Raw genomic sequence first — 19,157 nt, forward strand, 5'->3', positions numbered from 1 at the left:
CACATGTGGAAAATAGCGATAGTGGATGATGACTTTCAGGTTTTGCGAGGATTACGGCATATTATTCCATGGGCGGAGCTCGATGCGGAATTCGCTGGGGAAGCGATTGACGGGGAAAGCGGGCTGGAGTTAATTCGCGAGGTAGAACCAGATATTGTCATCACGGATTTATACATGCCGGGCATCAGTGGCATTGAAATGATCGAGAAATTGCGGGGCGAGGGCTTTCAAGGCCGATTTGTGATCCACAGCGGATATACGGATTTCGAGTACGCGAGACAAGCGATCCGTTTGGATGTTGATGATTATTTGAATAAGCCGATTACGATTGCCCAGATTCGCGAGGTTTTATTTCGTACGATCAGGCGGCTAGAAGATTCCTATTTAGAAAAAATGGAGAAGAAGAAGCTGGTCAGTTTTGTGCAAAATTATGAGAAGCAAATGGCCGACGAACAGCTGGCTTCCTTATTGAATGGTACGATGCAAGCCAGCGCCCCTGAGCTGAAGTTGGCAAGTATGGATCGTCGTTGGCTGGATATGGATCAGCAAGTTGTCGTACTTGAACTCGTAAAAACAGATCGGGTCAGCGATATTTCTGTCGCAGATTGGCACTTATTTCGCTTCGCTATGTCCAATGTGACGAAGGAACTCACGCAGGAAGCATGGCCAGATTCAGAATTCGTCTGGTTATTCGGTCCGTATTCAGCCTTGGTTTTACATCTTACACGTACGGAAGCGATGGCAGAAGTGCTTGAACGTACGACACAATTCTTACAAACACTGACAAGCAGCATGCTGCGTTATTTGGGACTCACGGTGAAAGCTGCGGTTGGCCAGCGGGTTACGAAATGGGAACAGCTGAAAATATCGGCCGACGAGGCTTTCGAAACGCTGAATGCTTCTGAACAGGGGCATGGCGCGTTGGAGCTCGTTAGACAGGTATCCCAAGCGTTGGAGCAGAGCAATGAGGATGAGCTGTGGACGCATATGCAGCGGTATATGGATAGGCAGGAAGCCTCTGGGCAAGCAGGTGATCCGAAGCTATTTTACCGTGTGCTTGCTACGGAAATGTGGACGCTGTTGCAATATGCGGCGCAGCAGGCTGACATGTCGATTGCTCATTCGGATGAGAATGAGCTGGTAACAACGACGGAAACGATTATTAACCGCGTCGATTTGGAGAACTTTTTACAAGCTAAGGTGAAAAGTATCGGGTTAAAAAGACAACCGCTCATTAGTCAGAAGCATAAGGCAGCTGTTGATTTCATGCTGGGCTACATTCATGAGCATTATGCCAAGGATATTACGATGGATGAGCTTGCGGGGCAGCTCTTTATTTCCAAAAATTATTTGAATCAGCTATTCAAAAAAGTGACCGGGGAAACCTTTATGAACTATGTCATCCGTGTCAGACTCGAGAAAGCAAAGGCACTCTTGTTAGAAGGTAATTTGTTAATTTATGAAGTCGCTGAACAGGTTGGATATCAAAATGTGCCATATTTTAGCACTCTTTTCAAAAAATATTGCGGTATTAATCCTAGTGATTTGCTAAAAAAGTAAGAATTTGTACCCCGTTGTTTCAAATACTGAAAGAAATCAGTTCGATTCTCTCCTATACCGTACACGCTTTCAGAGATACGATAAGGGTGTGAGATCGACATATGCGAGAGGGGTAATTATAAAATGAAAAAACAATTAATGACCGTTGCACTATCTGTTATTGTCATGGCTTCACTATCCGCTTGTGGTTCCAAAACGGAGACTGCGGCTACTCCATCAGCATCCGCTGGGCCGACTGCAGCAGCAGCTACGGCAACGCCAAAAGCGGAACCAGCTACACCAGTTAAATTGCGTATTGCTTGGTGGGGGGCACAAGAACGTCATGATGCTACGCAAAAGGCACTAACGCAATATACGGCTTTGCATCCGAATGTTACTTTTGAAAGCGAATTCTCTGGTTGGGACGGCTACTACGACAAGTTGGGCGTACAATTCGCAGCGAAAAATGCACCGGACATTATTCAAATGGATGCGGCCTACTTGAACGAGTACGTAGCTCGTAACTTGGTTGCAGACCTAGCTAGCATCAACATTGCTGACATGGATAAAGGGTTGATTGATTCAGGTAAAGTTGGTGGGAAACTATACGCAATGCCATTGGGTACAGCTGCACTTGGGATGGCGTATGATAAAACGGTAATTGAAAAGCTAGGTTTAAAAGCGCCAGCTTGGGATTGGTCATGGGATGACTACTATAAGTTCGGTCAAGAAGCGAAAGCGAAGCTTGGCAAAGATAAATATGTGTTCGTCGATCAAAGCTCTGATTTAGTAGACTACACAGCGTATCAGCTTAGCCAAGGTAAAGGACCTGTATTCGCTGATAACAAGCTTTCGATTGATAAAGATACTTGGATTACGTATATGAATAAGCAAAGTGAAATGAGAAAAGCCGGGATTGTAACACCAGCAGATATCACAGTTACGGACAAAGAGCTTGATCCGAAAATGGATAGCGTAGTTAACGGCACAGCGCTTGCTCGTCATATTTTCTCCAACCAAGTTGGGGCGATCAGTGGTCTTAAGCCAGATGCTTTCGCCTTCACAACATTGCCTAAAGCTGCACAATCCGGTGGCTGGTTGAAACCAGGTATGTTCTGGAGTGTGAACGCAGGTTCCAAGCAACAAGACGAAGCGAAGAAATTCGTAGACTGGTTCATTAATGACCAGGAAGCGGGTAAAACATTGGCGTTGACTCGCGGGATTCCAGGAAATGCGAAAATCGTCAGCATGCTGACGCCTAACTTCAGCGCAACAGACAAAACTTCCGTAGATTTTATTAACAAAGTAGCTCCTGCTGCACAAAAATTCGTTGCTGAACCACAAGGTTGGGGTAACTTCAAAAACGATTACAAAATGATCGTACAAAAAGTGATGTTCGATAAAGCAACAGCGGATCAAGCCTATGATGAAATGATGAAAAAGGCGAAAGAATATGATTCAGCGGTTAAAAAGTAAGAGATAACATGGAATCATGGCGGTGTCGCTTCCTAGGACGCGCCATGATTTTTCAATTTGAGGGGTGTGGAAATTGAAATTGCTTACACAGGATAACAACCAATCGAGTTTACGACTACAAGGTCAAATTGTCATCTGCCCGCCGGATCGCTTGGTATCGTCAGTCCAGCATGCTATGCAAATGTTGACGAGAGATTTCGCGACTGTGCTAGGCGTAGAGCCTGAACTCGTACATGCATCTTCCGAGGCAGACATTATCATTCGCTATGCGGTGGAGAGTGACGGCTGTGCGTCACATCCGGAGGCCTTTGCTATCCGCTATACGCAGGAGGGAGAACATGCCCAACTCCATATCGTGGCTCATGACGATTTGGGACTCGTTTACGGGATCCTGCATGTGAGTGAGACGGTTCTAGGGATTCAACCGTTCTGGTTCTGGGCCGATCAGTCGATTGCGAAGCGGGATGCTGTCGTAGTGGAGTGCAAGTCGTATGACTCTCCGGTACCGAAAGTTAGATTCAGAGGCTGGTTCGTCAATGATGAGGTGTGCCTCATCGGTTGGAAAGAAGCCTACCCGCCTACGCGCGAGGTCTGGCTGCCCGTATTCGAAGCGTTGCTTCGCTGTGGCGGGAATATGGTTATTCCTGGCACGGATTTACCGAAGACGGGCATTCACTTCGACCTCGCAGCCGAAATGGGGCTGTGGATTACACACCATCATGCTGAGCCACTTGGGGCAGAGATGTTCCTGCGCGCTTACACGGGGCGATCGGCCAGCTACAACGAAGCACCGGAATTGTTTGAGAAGCTATGGCGCAAAGCGATTGAGAAGCAGAAGGATCAGAAGATCCTATGGGTACTATCCTTCCGAGGACAAGGGGATAAACCGTTTTGGGAAAATGATCCTTCTTATGATACGCCGGAGAAGCGCGGAGAAATGATTTCTCGTGTGATTTATCGGCAATATGACATGATTGGTGAAGCGGTCCAGAATCCTGTGTATTGTGTAGCTCTATATGGGGAAATCGCGGAGTTGTATAAGGGGGGATACATTGATTTACCGCCTGATGTGATCAAAATATGGGCAGATAATGGCTATGGTAAAATGGTTTCTCGCCGACATGGCAATATCAATATGCGTATGCCGGCATTGCCTTCCGGTGAAGACCAAGGCCGGAATGGCATCTATTATCATGTAACCTTTCATGATCTTCAGGCGTCCAATCATTTAACGCCGTTTCAGGCTTCCGCTTCTTTTGTCAAAGATGAGATTGAGCGTTCATTTGAGGCGGGCTGTACGGATTATCTTCTATTGAATTGTGGGAACATCCGCCAACACGTTTACATGCTAGATATGATACGAGAACTTTGGAACACGGGGACGATAGAGACGGGGGCTCATCTTGAGGCGTTCGTATCCTGTTACTATGGTGAGGCGAATCCGGACATAATGGCGTTATACCGTACCTATGCTGAAGCAGCCATTTCGTATGGCCCCAATTCCGATGATTTGGCGGGAGACGAATTCTATCATCATCCTACGCGAAGATTGATTGGCCATTGGCTGCAAGGACGTACGGCGGAAGCGGATCGCGGGTTACTTTGGGCCACAGGTGAAGGGACATTCGCTGAGCAAGTACAGTGGTTTGAGCAGCGAAGTGAAGAAGGGCATAGATCTTGGTCGCAATGGTTGGCAACATGTGAGGCTTTGCTCGCTACCCTAGAAGGCGATGAGAAGCATAGGGTCAGCGATCATCTGCAATTGCCAGGTATTCTTCACCAATCCGGTGCGGAAGGAATGCTATGGGTATGTCGCGCTTACGCAGCAGCAGCTCGAGAGGAATACGCGCAAGCCTTCGTCTATGCATCCCAATCGATGTGGTGTTACAAGAAGGGCTTGCAAGCCATGCGTGAGGCTGAACATGACAAATGGACGAATTTCTATCGGGCAGATTGGCTAACGAACATTGCAAGTACCGTGAATAATGTCGATACGTTGCGCCGATTTCTTCGCATGCAAGGCGATAGCCCGGATTTCTTCCACTGGTACAAGGAATATCTGATGCCAGAGACCGAGAAATACATCTATCTCGAGAATACACATCGGAATCCGCTGTCGGATGACGAGCTCGCAAGTCGATTGCAGACTTATTTTGAGAATAACTAGCACATACTAGAATGAAGAATTTAGGAGCTAAGCAGCTTGTAGTTGCTTAGCTTCTTTGTTATTGGTAAACCTTCTCGAAAATAATTGGATAATGCTAGGAATTACTGGTATCCATACTTGAAACTATAACGCAACTAAAGTATACTAAAGAGGAGGTGGAGATATGGAAAAAGAACAGAAGTTATTTTTGTATCAGCAAATTGTCCAGGAATATAAACAGAAAATACTTAACGGCGAGCTCAGACCTCACGATCCTATACCTAATCAAACTGATTTAGCCCGATTGTACAACACAAGTGAAATGACGTCTCGAAGAGCACTAACCGAATTGGTGAATGAAGATTTAATTTATCGGATTCGAAGTAAAGGTACTTTTGTTAAAGACAAGAATGCCAGTCGAGCCATTGAACCTAATACACCAGTGAAACCCGTCACTCAGCTCAAAAAAATCTATTTTGCTCATCCAGGTGTTAAAATGCGCATGTTTGCGCTTGATTTCTACCGCAATCTGCTCCTGGGGATTCAGCGCGTTTGCGAAGATAATGAAGTCGAGTTCCGCATATGGGATTTAGGACCTAAGTTCGAGCTTCCCGACGAGGAAGATGCCGGATTTATTCTGATAACGGACGTACCAACCGCTAGGATGGACTATGTAGAAGCGCTGCAGCGGTGGAAGAGAGAAGACCGCAAAATGGTCACGGTGCAGTTCAGCTATCCGCATCTCCAAATTCCTTATGTGATTGAGGATAATTTGACCGGCGGGTATCTGGCGACACAGCATTTGCTCTCCTTAGGTCATACGCGCATCGGTATTATTTTGACGGGGACGTCGCAGCTGCACTTGAATCATGAGTTTTCGATGCGTCTTGAAGGGTACAAGTTGGCTCACTCTCTCTATCATCTTGATTTCGATCCGGAATTGGTATGTGTGGTCAATAAAGCGTTCGAAGATGAAAGTATGGGAGTCGAAGGGTTTGAAGCCTTAATGCTATTGGACAATCCACCGACAGCTATTTTTGCAGTGGGGGACTACAAAGCACTTGGCGTCATTAATGCAGCACGTGATAGATCGTTAAGTATACCAAATGACCTGAGTGTGATTGGGTATGATAATGAAATGTTTGGTGAGCATATTGAACCAGGACTAACGACCATTGACCATAATACATTTTTGTTTGGCACCCGCGCGGCGGAAATCCTGCTATTTAGCTGGAAACCTTACAACGAGAGTGAGACGATTATGGATACAATTGTACCGAAACTCGTCATTCGCGATAGCACCAGTGAATACCGGAAAGATTAATTTCATAAATATACCAAATAAGGTTGTTTTGTTTAACAATTCGTTTATCCTCGGATAAACGAATGTTTTTTTATAAATAAAGTATTTAAATTTAATAAAGAATATTTTATTAATACTATTTACACATTAAGTTTAATATAGTATTCTAAATACATCAGACAACGAGCATTACTCCTGAGTTAAATGATCGCGATGCTAAAAAAGGGGAGTTTAGCTTGCACACTAGTCTAGAGAGGGAGTTCTAATTATGAAAATCAATAAGATATCCGTAGCAGCATCAGCCGTTGTTATTTTGTCCAGTATGCTAACGGCATGCGGTTCAAAGACTGCTGACAATGGAAGCGCTTCACCAGCGGCATCAACGGCTGCTGCCACTGCAGCACCGGCAGCAACAGCTAAAGCGGGGAGCGATCCATTCACGCTAAGTGTTTACTACTGGTCCGAGACAGAATCTAAGCCATATGTAGAAGCAGCAGAGAAAAAGTTCAAAGCGAAATATCCGAACGCGAAACTAGATTATAAGGTTGTACCTGGTGCTAAACTAACGGAAATCCTGAATACGGATCTCGCTGCAGGTCAAGGTTCGGATGTCTTCTTTAACCAGACACCTACGGTTCTTGCTAAAGCTGGTTATACCGTAGATCTATCCGATCAGCCATATGCGCCGCAAATGTTGGACGCACTCAAAGATGCGAATACATATAATGGTAAGCTTTATGGCGCCGGCTTGAATACAGCGACGTTCGGCGTGCTTTATAACAAAAAGATCTTCACGGATCTAGGGCTTACAGCACCTAAAACATGGGATGAATTCTTAGCCGTCTGCGAAAAAATTAAAGCGAGTGGTGTCACGCCAATTACGGGCGGGTTCAAAGACAATTGGACAGCATGGGCTCTGACGTTACCAATTATCGAAAATTCAACGTATGGCACTCATCCTAATTTTGAAAAGGATCTATTTGATGGCAAAGCGAAAGTGAATTCACCTGAAGTTAATAATGCATTCAGTAAAATCGAACAGTTAGCGCAAAAAGGTTACTTGAATACGAATGCATTAACAATCAATTATGACCAAGAGCAGCAAATGTTTGCGGACAGTAAGGCGGCAATGGTTATTTTCGGACCATGGTTCCTGGCTGACGTAGCCAAAAAGACGCCTCAAGTAGACACTGGATTCTTCCCGTTGTTCGACGAAAAAGGAAAATCCACGTTAATCTCTGGTGTAGACGTATCGATCTCCGTAAATGCAAAATCCAAACATATTCAAGAAGCCAAAGATTATGTATCCATTCTTATGGATAAAGATATTTTGCCTATCTATTTGAAAGATAAAAACTCATTACCAGGTATTAAGGGTGTAACGGCGGATTACCAATTCTCAGCTATGAAAGATATTGTTAATGCCCTTTCAACACTGCCTACGGCTCCGCAATTCCAAATTAAATTGCCGCCATCTGTACTGAACAAGTTACAGGATATTACCATTAAAACGGTTTCTGATAAAAAGTTTGATCCGAAAGACTTGGATCAAGCAGATAAGTTATACGAGAAAGATAAGTCCACTGTCTCCTTCTAAAAATCATAATAAAAACTGGTTAAGCAATCCGGCTGCCCACTATCGGCAGCCGGAAACCATTTCCGGATGGGGTGAGAGATTTGAAGTCGTCACACAAGAATTTGCTAGGATACTTATTATTTGTTTTACCAGCCTTATTAATCTTTCTCGTATTCGTGTATTATCCCTTGTTTCGAACACTTGGTTACTCGCTAACGGAGTGGGACGGCATGAGTGCTCCGAAGTTCATTGGACTAAAAAACTTTCACTATTTGATTGAAGATGAGTCGTTTCTGCAATCGGCTAAGAATAATGTGTATTTTGCCGTCATTACAATGATCATTGGAAATCCGCTTTTCTTGCTTTTAGCCTTAGGTCTGAATTTACCACTGAAGTCCCGTGGTTTTCTTAGAACGTTGTATTACTTGCCGCAATTGATGAGTCTGATGGTTATCTCCGTCATTTGGGGGTTAATCCTACAGTTCGACGGCGTGTTTAATACGCTGTTACATACGATTGGCATAGACGGACTAATCCACGACTGGCTTGGAAGCAGGAAGTTGGCTTTAAATACGATTGTCCTTATTAATGAGTGGCAGACCGCTGGTTTTGGTGCCGTCATTTACTTGGCAGGCTTGCAGTCCATACCGGAAGATTTGTACGAGGCAGCCAAAATCGATGGCGCTTCCGCATGGCGCAGACTATGGCATATTACATTGCCGCTGCTTATGCCTTCCTTCAGTGTCATCAACTTTCTGCTCCTCGTAGGTGGCATGCGGTATTTCGATATTCCTTTCGTGATGACCAATGGCGGTCCAGGTGACGCTACGTCAACCATGGCGCTTAAAGTGTATAAATTCGCATTCGTTGATCGGCAGATGGGCTATGCGACAGCAGCATCGGTTGCTTTCATGGTCGTTATTGTGGCACTGACTTCGATTCTACTATATTTCACCAGGAAAAGAGAGGTGGAATATTAATGGTTACGGAAATGAGAAAATGGAAGCTTTGGCTGCTTGAAATCATTATTATCCTCTGTGGATTGGCGGTATTCTTTCCATTCGCCTTATTGATTATTACTAGTTTCAAAACGGACCACGATGTGTTCAACTTCTTAACAGTCCCTGATTTTACTTACTTTGATAATTTTACTAAAGTGCTTGAGAAAGCTAGCTTTTTCCAATCTCTGGGGAACTCGCTTTACATCACCTGCCTAAGTATTTTACTGCTAATCGCTGTTTCCTCGATGTCAGGTTATGCGATTTCCCGCCGAGGTGGCAAGTTGTTCAACTTCATCCTGATGGTGTTTCTAAGCGGAATGATCATCCCTGTACAAGTGAGTATGGTGCCATTATTTAAACTAGGTGTGACGTTAGGTCTTGCCAATACACGCACCATGCTGGTTCTTTTGTACACAGCGATTAACATCCCATTTGCGACATTTATTTATGTCGGTTTTACGAAGACGATCCCACGAGAGCTAGAAGAAGCTGCCAAAATAGACGGATGCAACCGATTTAATATGTTCTGGCGCATTATCTTTCCTTTACTCCTGCCGGCTACAGGTACTGTTGTTGTGACAACGATCTTCCCAATCTGGAACGATTTCCAGTATCCGCTTATTTTCTTGCGGGGAGAAACGAAACAAACGCTAGTCTCGCTGATTTTCAGCTTTAAAGGTCAATATGCGACGGAATGGGGACCGGTCTTCGCTTTGTGTCTGCTGTCTACAATTCCACTAGTGGCCTTATTCCTCCTCGTACAAAAACAGTTCTTCAAGCAAGTTACCAGTGGAGCCTTGAAAGGGTAATTTATAGATCGACATGCAACAGTAGAAAGGGGAACTCCGACATCATGCAAGCACTCAACAAGAAGTGGAAAATTGCGGTCCTACACCATTCACATACCGATATCGGTTATACAGCGCGTCAAGAGAAAATTGAACGCTATCATATTGATTTTATACGTCAAGCAGTCGAGATTTGTGAACTAGTAGAGAATGGCAGTAAGCCGGAATGGCAAGGTTTTAAGTGGGTTTGTGAAAATTTCTGGCCCGTCGAGCGGTTCCTCGCGAAGTCCGACAGCGTTCTGATTGAGAAGTTTGAGGCAGCTGTTCGTCGAGGAGACATCGAGCTGACAGCTAACTATTTGAACATGACAGATCTAATCAATCAACCTGTTTTGCAAAAAAATACAGAGAAATCCTTCGCTTATGCAGCAAAGCTGGGTATCCAAATGCGTTCGGCGATGATCGCCGATATTAACGGGATGAGCTGGGGCTACGCGCAAACGCTGGTTGATACTGGCGTTGAGCACCTCTTCTCATGCCTGCATCCGCAGCACGGGATGTTCCCGTTAGGGCGTAAGCAAATCCCATTTTGGTGGGAAATGCCAGACGGTAAGAAGTTACTGGTCTGGAACGGGGACCTTTATCACCTGGGAAATAATCTCGGACTCGTACCCAGAGCGTTAGATTCCTATATGCTGCAGGACGAATTCCAGATCTCAGCAATCATGGATAACCACCTTGAAATCGCAGAAACACGGGTTTTTAGATATCTGTCTCAGCTGGAGATGGATGGTCATCCCTATGATTTTGTTCCGATGATGGTGTCAGGGCTCATCACGGATAATGCGCCGCCTAGCGGCCATATCGTTTCTTTTATTCGGACATGGAATGAACGATATGGGGACCAGGTGGAGCTCGAGATGATGACGCTTGGTGAATTTTTTGATCATGTCCAGAGACAACCGCAAGAGATTCCCGTATACCGGGGAGATTGGCCGGATTGGTGGTCGGACGGTGTTGGCTCTACGGCGGCTGCGACGAAGTTATTCAGGGAAGCACAGCGCCAGTTGGAGCAAGTGCGAAGACTTGACCCTAAAGGCATTCACACAGATGCCGAGCGGATGAAAGAAGCTGAATATCAATTAACGCTGTTTGCCGAACACACATGGGGCTATTCTTCTTCAGTCAAAGAGCCATGGAACTCGTTAGTGCAAACTTTAGGCTCGCGCAAGGAAATGAGCGCCACACGCGCGCACCAAATCATTTACGATACGTTGGATGAAGTGCTTGCGGCGAAGGGGGAAGCTCAGCTTGCGGTAGATCTGCCTTTTCGATACGCGATTATCAATCCGTATGATCATGCGATCGAAGATATGTTCAAGCTTCACTTTGATTACTGGGAACAGTCGTTGTTTACTCGTGATTTCGAGATCGTGGAGGAAGAAAGCGGGGAGGTTCTGCCGCATCAGTTGCTTACGATCGCCCGTGGGACGATGATTTGCGTCGTCGCTAAGCTAAAGCCGAAGGAAGAAAGAAAGCTGTTCATTCGCTTTTTGACTACCGTTACTGGTCAAACCATCTCATCTGTTCAGCTTCGTGGGACGGATGGTGTATCCGATATTGCCACGAATTTCGGACAGGAAGGAACGCGTAACCCTGCGGAAATTCGGTTTGATGGAACGTCGATCGAATCGGCTGGCGTGAAGATCGCTTGGGAAGCTGGCAAAGGAATTACAAGCTGGATTGCCAAAGAGACGGGTATGAATCTGATCCAAGAGGATACATTCAGTGGTGCATTTACACCTGTGTATGAGGTTTCGCCGGTAGCTTCGAAGGAAAAGATGGTTGAATCCCGTGTGAGCATGGGAAGGAACCGCAAGGGTCCGCATGTCAAACGCTCGGTTGGAAATCTGACAGGTGTCCGTGAAGTCACCAATGGGGCACTGTTTGCATCCTATGAATTCGATTATGAGGTGCAAGGAATTAGCTATTATTCAGTTCTCATCACGTTATATACCGGAATGCCAAGGGCAGATGTGCAAGTGCGTATGCATAAAGATAGTATTTGGCAGCCGGAGAACGTCTACATTGGCTTGCCATTCCAAGCTAGTCAGGGTGAAGTCAGTGAAGATTTGTGGTTGGAGAAGACAGGAGCAATGATTCGCGCTTGGAAAGACCAACTGCCGGGTACGAACACTGATTACTTCTGTATTCAAGAAGGCGCTGTTGCTACGGATGGCGGATATGGCGTTACTATAGCGATTCCAGATACACCGTTGATCCAGCTCGGCTCGTTAGATTTTAAAAAACGTCTTCTGGCAGGGGACACTGCATTACGTCATGAAACGAAAACGATGTACGCATGGGTGCTGAATAATTATTGGGAAACGAATTTTAAAGCAACCGTTGGCGGCTTTTATGAATTCGATTATCACATCGGCTGGGACTCGGAATATGCCGATCCTAGGCAAGCGATGGCTTGGTGTCATCGTGTGAATGCAGGCTCCATCGGGATTCGACTTCAGGCGTAATCGCCTCTAAATGAAAGGTGGCACACACCATGGCTCGCGCTTCATTTGTACTTCGTATTTCACCTTCTAACTATGAGTCCTATGTAGATCGGCATAAAAATGTCGACCCCGAATTGCTAGCTGCTTTCGGGGAAGCTGGCCTCAAATCATACAGTATTTACTATTATGAAGGGCTGCTTTTCGCTTATATGGAGGCTGACAATTTGGACGATGTGTTCGCCTCCTTATCCAACCACCCTGCAAGTCATAGGTGGGGGGACTTCATGTCGGACATTTTGCACAAATGGGAAGATGGCAATGATTCGAAACGAATCGAGGAGGTGTTTCAATTTACATCGTAGTTGGATAGAGAGATTCAAATCGGGCGGAGATCAGCCATGCGAAATGACAAAGAGGTGGGACAATTGAAGAAGCTATCATATTTTTCTAAAGTTATGTTCACAAGTATGCTCTCAATGGTGATAGGACTCGGTACATTTACGGCAGCCATGCCAGCTTATGCAAGTGGTACTACGTATTATGTGAATAATCAATCAGGTTCGAATTGCAGTGATGCTGGTCCAGGAACTTCAACGAGTGCGCCATGGTGTACATTTAATCAAATCAATACGAAGACTTTCGGTGCTGGTGATAAAATTCTGCTTGCGCGAGGCGCGACTTGGAATCAAGAAATGGACATCGCCGGCTCAGGGACTTCTGTTAGCTATGCGGAAATCGGTGCTTACGGGACTGGTAACCGTCCGAAGATCATCCGCAACGGTGCTACGTTTGACAAGGGTATCAAAATCGTCAATCCTTCGTACTGGAAAATCAGTTCAATTGAAGTTGGAAATGCAGGTGTAGGCATCTATGTGATCTTTAACACGAAGGCGCACGATAGTCTCAGCTTTAACGATATATATGTACATGATATGCGAGGGGTTTGGGCGGCGCAGACGGTCGCGTACCCATCGAATGGAAATCACGCTGCTTCAACCGATGATCCTACAGCGGCTAGTGATCGTATTTTCATGTCATCCGGCATTCTATTTACGACTTCTGGTTTTGCTTTTACAAGCTCTGAATATGCGGTCCGAAACGTATCCATCACGAATGTCGAAGGCACACACAATGTGGATAGTCTCTCCGTGGATTCTTATAACGGCTATAATTCATCGGATGGAGGCGACGGAAACAATCTCTTCCAGAATTTTGTGATGAGCAATCTGTACTTTCATGATGATGACGGGCATGCGGGTACGGCTTATCAAAATGCGGGGCTTGGCTGCAGCGACTCTCTTCGCTTGTCAGGCGTGAGCAACTCTATTGTGATGAACTCTGTTCTCCAGAATGTGGCAGCATGTCACACATCGGCAGGTACGGCTGCGATCTTCTTAGGAAGAGCTTCCAACATTAAGCTGATCAATAATATCATCACGGATACGGCGGACACGGGTTCGTACGATCAAACAGCGGTTGATCACGAATATTTAACGAATAACATTCAGTTTATTGGTAACTATATTGGCCGAAATGCGGGTCCGGGCATTGAATATTTAAATATTAATTCAGGCATGGGTGTGGCTGATCATGCAACCAATGAAGTGGCTTCCGGCAATACATTTGAAGGGAACGGACTTCACTCACTAAGTGGTTCACCGCAAGTTGGTGCAGGCTCCATCTTCCAACATGGCTCAACCGCAGTGACAACGGGCAGTATGACGAATAATTTTTATAATGAAGGCTCACTTCCATTCTTAAGTGGTGATAATACGAGCCAGATTAGCAATCTCAATAATGTGAATGCCAACAAAGGTCTGTATCATGCGATGAATGATTTCTCAAACTCACAGGTTGCTAACGCGTGGACGTATCAGTATAAACCGAACGGTGGCAGCTGGACGAATCTTCCTTACTATGATGGGACAGCCCGAAGCTGGTATCAGGATGCAAGTAACCATTCGAATCAGATGGTCGCGATATCCGAGATGCATCCAGGCAATTGTGTATCCTGTGATGCAGGACGTGCATGGACAGCACCTAGTGCAGGTACGATAAGCATCCGTGGTCACATATTGAAATCGGATATAGGCGGCGGTGATGGAGTTGTCGCCAGGATTACGAAGAATGGTGCGCGTATTTGGCCATCAAGCGCGGATCAAACGATCGCTTATAACGATCAAAGCGGAGTTGATACGAACTTAGATACCATATCGGTTGCTGCTGGGGATATCATACGATTCGAAGTTGGGAATAACGGTGACAATACGTACGATTCCACGAGTTGGGCACCTGCAATTGCTTATACATCCGGCTCAGGCGGCAGCGGAAGCGGGAATATAGCTCCAAGTGCAACGGTTAGTGTCTCGTCGCAATTCAGTGCAGCATATGCGGGTGCGAAAGCAATCGATGGTATTATCGGTCAAGCGGATGTTGGCGAGTGGGCTTCCAATGGGCAAACAACACCTTGGATTCAATTAAATTGGAGCAGCGCGCAAACGCTGAATACGGTTAAGTTATATGATCGTCCTAACTTAACGGATACGATTACGGCGGGGACACTTACCTTTAGCGATAATTCATCGGTTAGTGTCGGTGCTCTTCCAAACAATGGCGGGGCCCTCGTAGTTACGTTCCCGAATAAAACGGTCACGTGGATGAAATTTACGGTCACTTCTGGTGCAGGCTCGAATGTCGGGTTGTCCGAGATTGAAGCTTATGGCACCACCGTTCTTGCGAATGCTGGTTTTGAATCACCGAGCACCAGTACATATCTGTATGGGCCAATGACGAACGGATGGACGTTCGACAGTTTGACAGCAATACAGCACAGTGGAAGTGCTTTTGGCGCTACAGCCCCAGAAGGTGTGCAATGTGCTTTGATCCAGTACGGTGGGCAAATCTCGCAGTCGGTTAATTTCAGCACAGCAGGGTCCTACAGTTTGTCATTCCAAGCCGCGAAACGGACGAACTTCGGTGGTCAGCAATCCTTTGATGTCTATGTGGATAGTACGAAAGTAGGCAGTTATACGCCGACGTCAGGTACGTTTGCCAGCTTCACGACAAGTGCGTTTACGGTCACCACAGGTGCACATACGATCAAATTCATCGGTACGACGACTGGAGATAATACAGCTTTTATTGATGACGTGAAACTGATTATGAATTAGGAACTAAGCCTGCGAGTTGTTGACCCGAAGTCAATGGCTCGCAGGTTCAACCCATTCGTCCTAAGGGGGAAATGTCATGTCCATGGAAAGGCAAGCGCAACGAATTATAAATCGGATTTTGTTTCTAGTTTTGTTAGGTACTTGTTTGCCCTTATTCGCTCATCTGGCAAAAGCGAGTGCTACATCGTATGACATTGGAGCCATTTATTTTACAGACTGGAACCCTGAATTAAACGTAACCATGAGCACGCTTACACAAAAACGGTTTTATCGCAGCAATGATCCTTATGGCGGTGTTCGAGATGATCTGACTGCGCCAGGGCCGTTCGCTTTCGGTCCAATTCCAGATCGTGAGCCTATTGATGGCTGGTACGATGATCGTCAACAATCCGTGATGGATCAACATATCCTTGAAGCGGCTAGCCGAGGTTTAGGTCATTTCACGTTCTATTGGTTCTGGAACATTTGGGGAGGAGGCCAAGCGAATCCAGGCCAGCAAGCACTAACGAATTATACGAATTCGCCATATAAGAGTTTGCTTAAATACGATCTCATGTACGTAGACAGCGGCGATTATCCTGCCAGCGATTGGAATTCAAAAATTGTCCCTGCCATCGTTAATTTCATGAAGGATGGTCAATATGACAAAACTCCGGACGGCAGACCGTATTTTCATTTCTTTTCAATTAATACGTTTAAAGGCAGAATGGGCGGGGACAGCGGTCTGAGTAACGCGATTACCCAACTTCGGAGTGCGATCACGGCTGCCGGTATGCAGACGCCTTTCATCACCTCAGACAATTCACCGAATGCTTCGGATATCAGCGATGGTGTAGATGGCTTCATGCCGCTGAATAGCAACGATAATAATACTGGATATTCGTATCCATTACTTGGCAACGGCGCGTCGCAGTTTAATCCGAACCCTTGGCGGGGCACTGGTTACCCAGGCTGGGCGAACGGCACCCAATATGCTATCGATTATGGGATTACAGAGCCAGTGAAACCAGATAGTTTCCGCTATGGCGTGCTTCCCGCAGCAAAGAACCTGCTCGATACGAAAGCATCAGCCAACGGATATGCCTCCTTTTATGCATGGAATGAAACGGGAGAAGGCGGCATGATTCAACCGGATACGTTATACGGTTACGGATTCCTGAATGCGATGCAAGACGTATTTGGCTTAAGCAACGCCGCTTATAAAAGCTATGTATCTTCACACGGACTTACCGATCTAGATCCAAGTGTCCGATTGGAATTTGCACCTGATCATCCGACAAGAGTGCAAGGGGATACGGTCGTCATCGCGGGTAAAATCACGAATAAAACAGGATCTGCCATTACAGGCAATTCTTCTATTGCGATTCCAAGCGGATGGACATTGGCTAGTTCGAGTGGGACTGCTTACACAGGTCTAGCTGCAGGAGCTTCGCAAAACGTTTCCTTTACCGTAACCGTAGGAAGTGGCGCGCTCTGGAACAAAAATAACATAACGGTTACCGCGACATATGGAGGATCGAGCTCGGTCCAGTTTTCGACTTTTGTTGTTTTGGCGCAGCCGCTATCAGGTGTGATTATGCCTGCTGTGAATACCTTATCCACAAGCGGTGGCTCAGCGGATTTACCCGTACGGATTCGCAATTATACCGCAGGTACTACGCTCAGCGGCACTTATACCATTACGGGACCGGCAGGTTGGACGATTTCCGCCGGGGGCGCAGGCTCATTCTCTAATCTTGGAGGCAGTTCATGGACGAATGTATCGAATGCGTATACGTTAACGGTACCTTCAGGAACAGCCGCAGGGGATTATGACCTGAAACTCACCATCACGCAAGGGAGCAATACGTATACGAGCATGAATAAAGTTCGCGTTGTGAACCAAGGCGATTTCACGTGGGAATCTGATGGGAATGCGAATGGCTGGAACGGCGGGAACAATGTGCTGAATAATATTTATGATATGGTCGGCACCAATAACGATCCCTATATCTTATCGCCTGATAATTTAGGAATTAATGCGGCAGCCAATAGTTACATATCTCTGGGTTTACAAAACATGTCGGCTGTTACAAATGCACAGATCTATTTCACGACTACAACAGATCCCAGCTTCTCTGAATCGAAATCGCTTAAATTCCAAATCTCATCTGGCGATTTGCTGTTGAAGAATTATGTGATCAACATGAGTGCCAATTCACTCTGGTCCGGAACGATTAAACAGGTGCGTATTGATCCGATTGATGCACCAGGTGTAGTCAAATTCGAACATGTGTATATCAATAACAGTGGAGATCTTGCGTATCATACACTTGTCACACCGAGTGATGATTTCTCCGCACCTGGAAATGAAGCAGGAAGAGCGGTGGATGGGACAGTCGGTATAAACTCCAGATGGATTTCAGGCAGTGCAACGGGGACTCACTGGTTGCAACTTGATCTAACAGCTCCTTATGCCGTCAATCGCTGGACAGTTGCTCACTCCGGAGCCGCAGGGGATTGTACTTGCTACAATACGAAGGATTATAAGCTGCAGTATTATAACGGTTCGAGTTGGGTTGATGCGGATGCCGTCACAGGCAATACGGCGAATTCGACAGACAGAATGATTACGCCGATCACGGCGCAATTATGGCGTTTATACGTAACGAATCCAAATCAAAGTATGGATAATTTAGCTCGGATTAGCGAAGTGCAATTATTCGGTTCATATCCTACAACGCTTTCAACAGGCAGCGGCGGTACAGAAATTCTGAACAATCCTAGTTTCGAAAGTGGAACTGGCGGATGGACGACAGCGAGTTTATCTATCAATGCGGTTAGTACACCTGCACCCGTAGATGGAAGCAAAGTCGTACAGGCAACAAGCAGAACGCAGGTTGACTCGTGGGTTGGCCAATATATCGGAAATGCGCTCACAGCGCAAGGGATGGGAACTTATAATATTTCAGCTTGGGTCAGGTCGGCTTCTGGGACTAAGAATGATACCCGTGTCACGGTCGCTGTATTCTATGGCGGCGCATGGCATGAGTATAGTATGACTGGCACGATTAATGCTTCTGGCTGGACTGAAATTTCAGGCGTCATTGATGCAGCATGGACTGGGACGCTAGCCAATACAGATGCGGTATTCCTTGTTCGTCAAAATAATGATACGACCGACTATTATGTTGATAAAGTCTCCATAATGAAAACGACAAATGTGCTGCAAAACCCGAGTTATGAAAGTGGTACAACAAGCTGGACGACATCACAGTTGACTGCGAGTACAGTAACGAGTCCAACGCCAATGAATGGCTCGTATGCTGCGCAAGCGGCGAGTCGGACACAAGTGGATTCCTGGATTGGCCAGCATATGTCAAGCTATCTCGCAATGAATGGGCAGGGCACATATAACATATCTGCCTGGGTGAGATCATCTTCCGGTATCAAAACGGATGCGCGAGTTACCATTTCTCTTAATTATGGAGGCGCCTGGCACGAAGCAACCATTACAGGTACGATCAATGACACGGGTTGGACGCTCATGACGGGCACTGTGAATTTAGCTTGGACAGGTACGTTGGACGATGCGATTTTCCTCGTCAGGCAAAATAACGATACAACCTCTTATGTTGTAGATGATTGTATTTTAGCCAAAAAATAACG

At 46.0% G+C, this 19,157-nt stretch carries 11 protein-coding genes; all 11 read left to right on the plus strand.

Annotated features, from left to right (window positions below; translation table 11 throughout):
* Positions 1–3 precede the first annotated feature (3 nt).
* The 11 genes from A8709_RS10595 (at position 4) to A8709_RS10645 (ending at position 19,155) form a co-directional block, all read left to right on the plus strand.
* Positions 4–1,560 carry a response regulator transcription factor gene (locus A8709_RS10595; protein WP_065852314.1) on the plus strand — a complete coding sequence of 519 codons (1,557 nt, stop codon included), beginning with the start codon at positions 4–6 and terminating at the stop codon, positions 1,558–1,560.
* A 123-nt stretch (positions 1,561–1,683) separates the two neighbouring features.
* Complete coding sequence (locus A8709_RS10600) at positions 1,684–3,015, plus strand: ABC transporter substrate-binding protein (RefSeq protein WP_065852315.1); 1,332 nt, start codon at positions 1,684–1,686, stop codon at positions 3,013–3,015.
* 73 nt (positions 3,016–3,088) lie between these two features.
* Positions 3,089–5,182, plus strand: coding sequence for a glycosyl hydrolase 115 family protein (locus A8709_RS10605; protein ID WP_244163154.1), 2,094 nt, complete (start codon positions 3,089–3,091; stop codon positions 5,180–5,182).
* A gap of 163 nt (positions 5,183–5,345) precedes the next feature.
* A complete protein-coding gene (locus A8709_RS10610; protein ID WP_065852316.1) occupies positions 5,346–6,485 on the plus strand; it encodes a GntR family transcriptional regulator in 1,140 nt (379 codons plus the stop codon).
* 247 nt (positions 6,486–6,732) lie between these two features.
* Complete coding sequence (locus tag A8709_RS10615; RefSeq protein WP_065852317.1) at positions 6,733–8,061, plus strand: ABC transporter substrate-binding protein; 1,329 nt, start codon at positions 6,733–6,735, stop codon at positions 8,059–8,061.
* An 80-nt stretch (positions 8,062–8,141) separates the two neighbouring features.
* Positions 8,142–9,020, plus strand: a complete 879-nt coding sequence (locus A8709_RS10620) for a carbohydrate ABC transporter permease (RefSeq protein WP_065852318.1) — start codon at positions 8,142–8,144, stop codon at positions 9,018–9,020.
* Complete coding sequence (locus A8709_RS10625; protein WP_065852319.1) at positions 9,020–9,850, plus strand: carbohydrate ABC transporter permease; 831 nt, start codon at positions 9,020–9,022, stop codon at positions 9,848–9,850. The genes A8709_RS10620 and A8709_RS10625 overlap by 1 nt, the downstream gene beginning before the upstream one ends.
* A 44-nt stretch (positions 9,851–9,894) precedes the next feature.
* Positions 9,895–12,360, plus strand: coding sequence for a glycoside hydrolase family 38 N-terminal domain-containing protein (locus tag A8709_RS10630; protein WP_065852320.1), 2,466 nt, complete (start codon positions 9,895–9,897; stop codon positions 12,358–12,360).
* 29 nt (positions 12,361–12,389) lie between these two features.
* A complete protein-coding gene (locus A8709_RS10635; RefSeq protein WP_065852321.1) occupies positions 12,390–12,701 on the plus strand; it encodes an L-rhamnose mutarotase in 312 nt (103 codons plus the stop codon).
* Between the two features lie 36 nt (positions 12,702–12,737).
* Positions 12,738–15,509, plus strand: coding sequence for a DUF7402 domain-containing protein (locus A8709_RS10640; protein WP_141692487.1), 2,772 nt, complete (start codon positions 12,738–12,740; stop codon positions 15,507–15,509).
* Positions 15,510–15,585: 76 nt separating this feature from the next.
* A complete protein-coding gene (locus A8709_RS10645; RefSeq protein ID WP_065852323.1) occupies positions 15,586–19,155 on the plus strand; it encodes a carbohydrate binding domain-containing protein in 3,570 nt (1,189 codons plus the stop codon).
* Positions 19,156–19,157 lie beyond the last annotated feature (2 nt).

Source organism: Paenibacillus pectinilyticus, from assembly GCF_001700435.1.
Lineage (GTDB): Bacteria > Bacillota > Bacilli > Paenibacillales > NBRC-103111 > Paenibacillus_E > Paenibacillus_E pectinilyticus.

What these genes read in the sequence shown, in the direction of transcription:
- A8709_RS10615 (WP_065852317.1), top strand. Translation starts at nt 6,733, where the DNA reads ATGAAAATCAATAAGATATCCGTAGCAGCATCAGCCGTTGTTATTTTG.
- A8709_RS10630 (WP_065852320.1), top strand. Translation starts at nt 9,895, where the DNA reads ATGCAAGCACTCAACAAGAAGTGGAAAATTGCGGTCCTACACCATTCA.
- A8709_RS10635 (WP_065852321.1), top strand. Translation starts at nt 12,390, where the DNA reads ATGGCTCGCGCTTCATTTGTACTTCGTATTTCACCTTCTAACTATGAG.
- A8709_RS10640 (WP_141692487.1), top strand. Translation starts at nt 12,738, where the DNA reads ATGCGAAATGACAAAGAGGTGGGACAATTGAAGAAGCTATCATATTTT.
- A8709_RS10610 (WP_065852316.1), top strand. Translation starts at nt 5,346, where the DNA reads ATGGAAAAAGAACAGAAGTTATTTTTGTATCAGCAAATTGTCCAGGAA.
- A8709_RS10600 (WP_065852315.1), top strand. Translation starts at nt 1,684, where the DNA reads ATGAAAAAACAATTAATGACCGTTGCACTATCTGTTATTGTCATGGCT.
- A8709_RS10595 (WP_065852314.1), top strand. Translation starts at nt 4, where the DNA reads ATGTGGAAAATAGCGATAGTGGATGATGACTTTCAGGTTTTGCGAGGA.
- A8709_RS10645 (WP_065852323.1), top strand. Translation starts at nt 15,586, where the DNA reads ATGTCCATGGAAAGGCAAGCGCAACGAATTATAAATCGGATTTTGTTT.
- A8709_RS10625 (WP_065852319.1), top strand. Translation starts at nt 9,020, where the DNA reads ATGGTTACGGAAATGAGAAAATGGAAGCTTTGGCTGCTTGAAATCATT.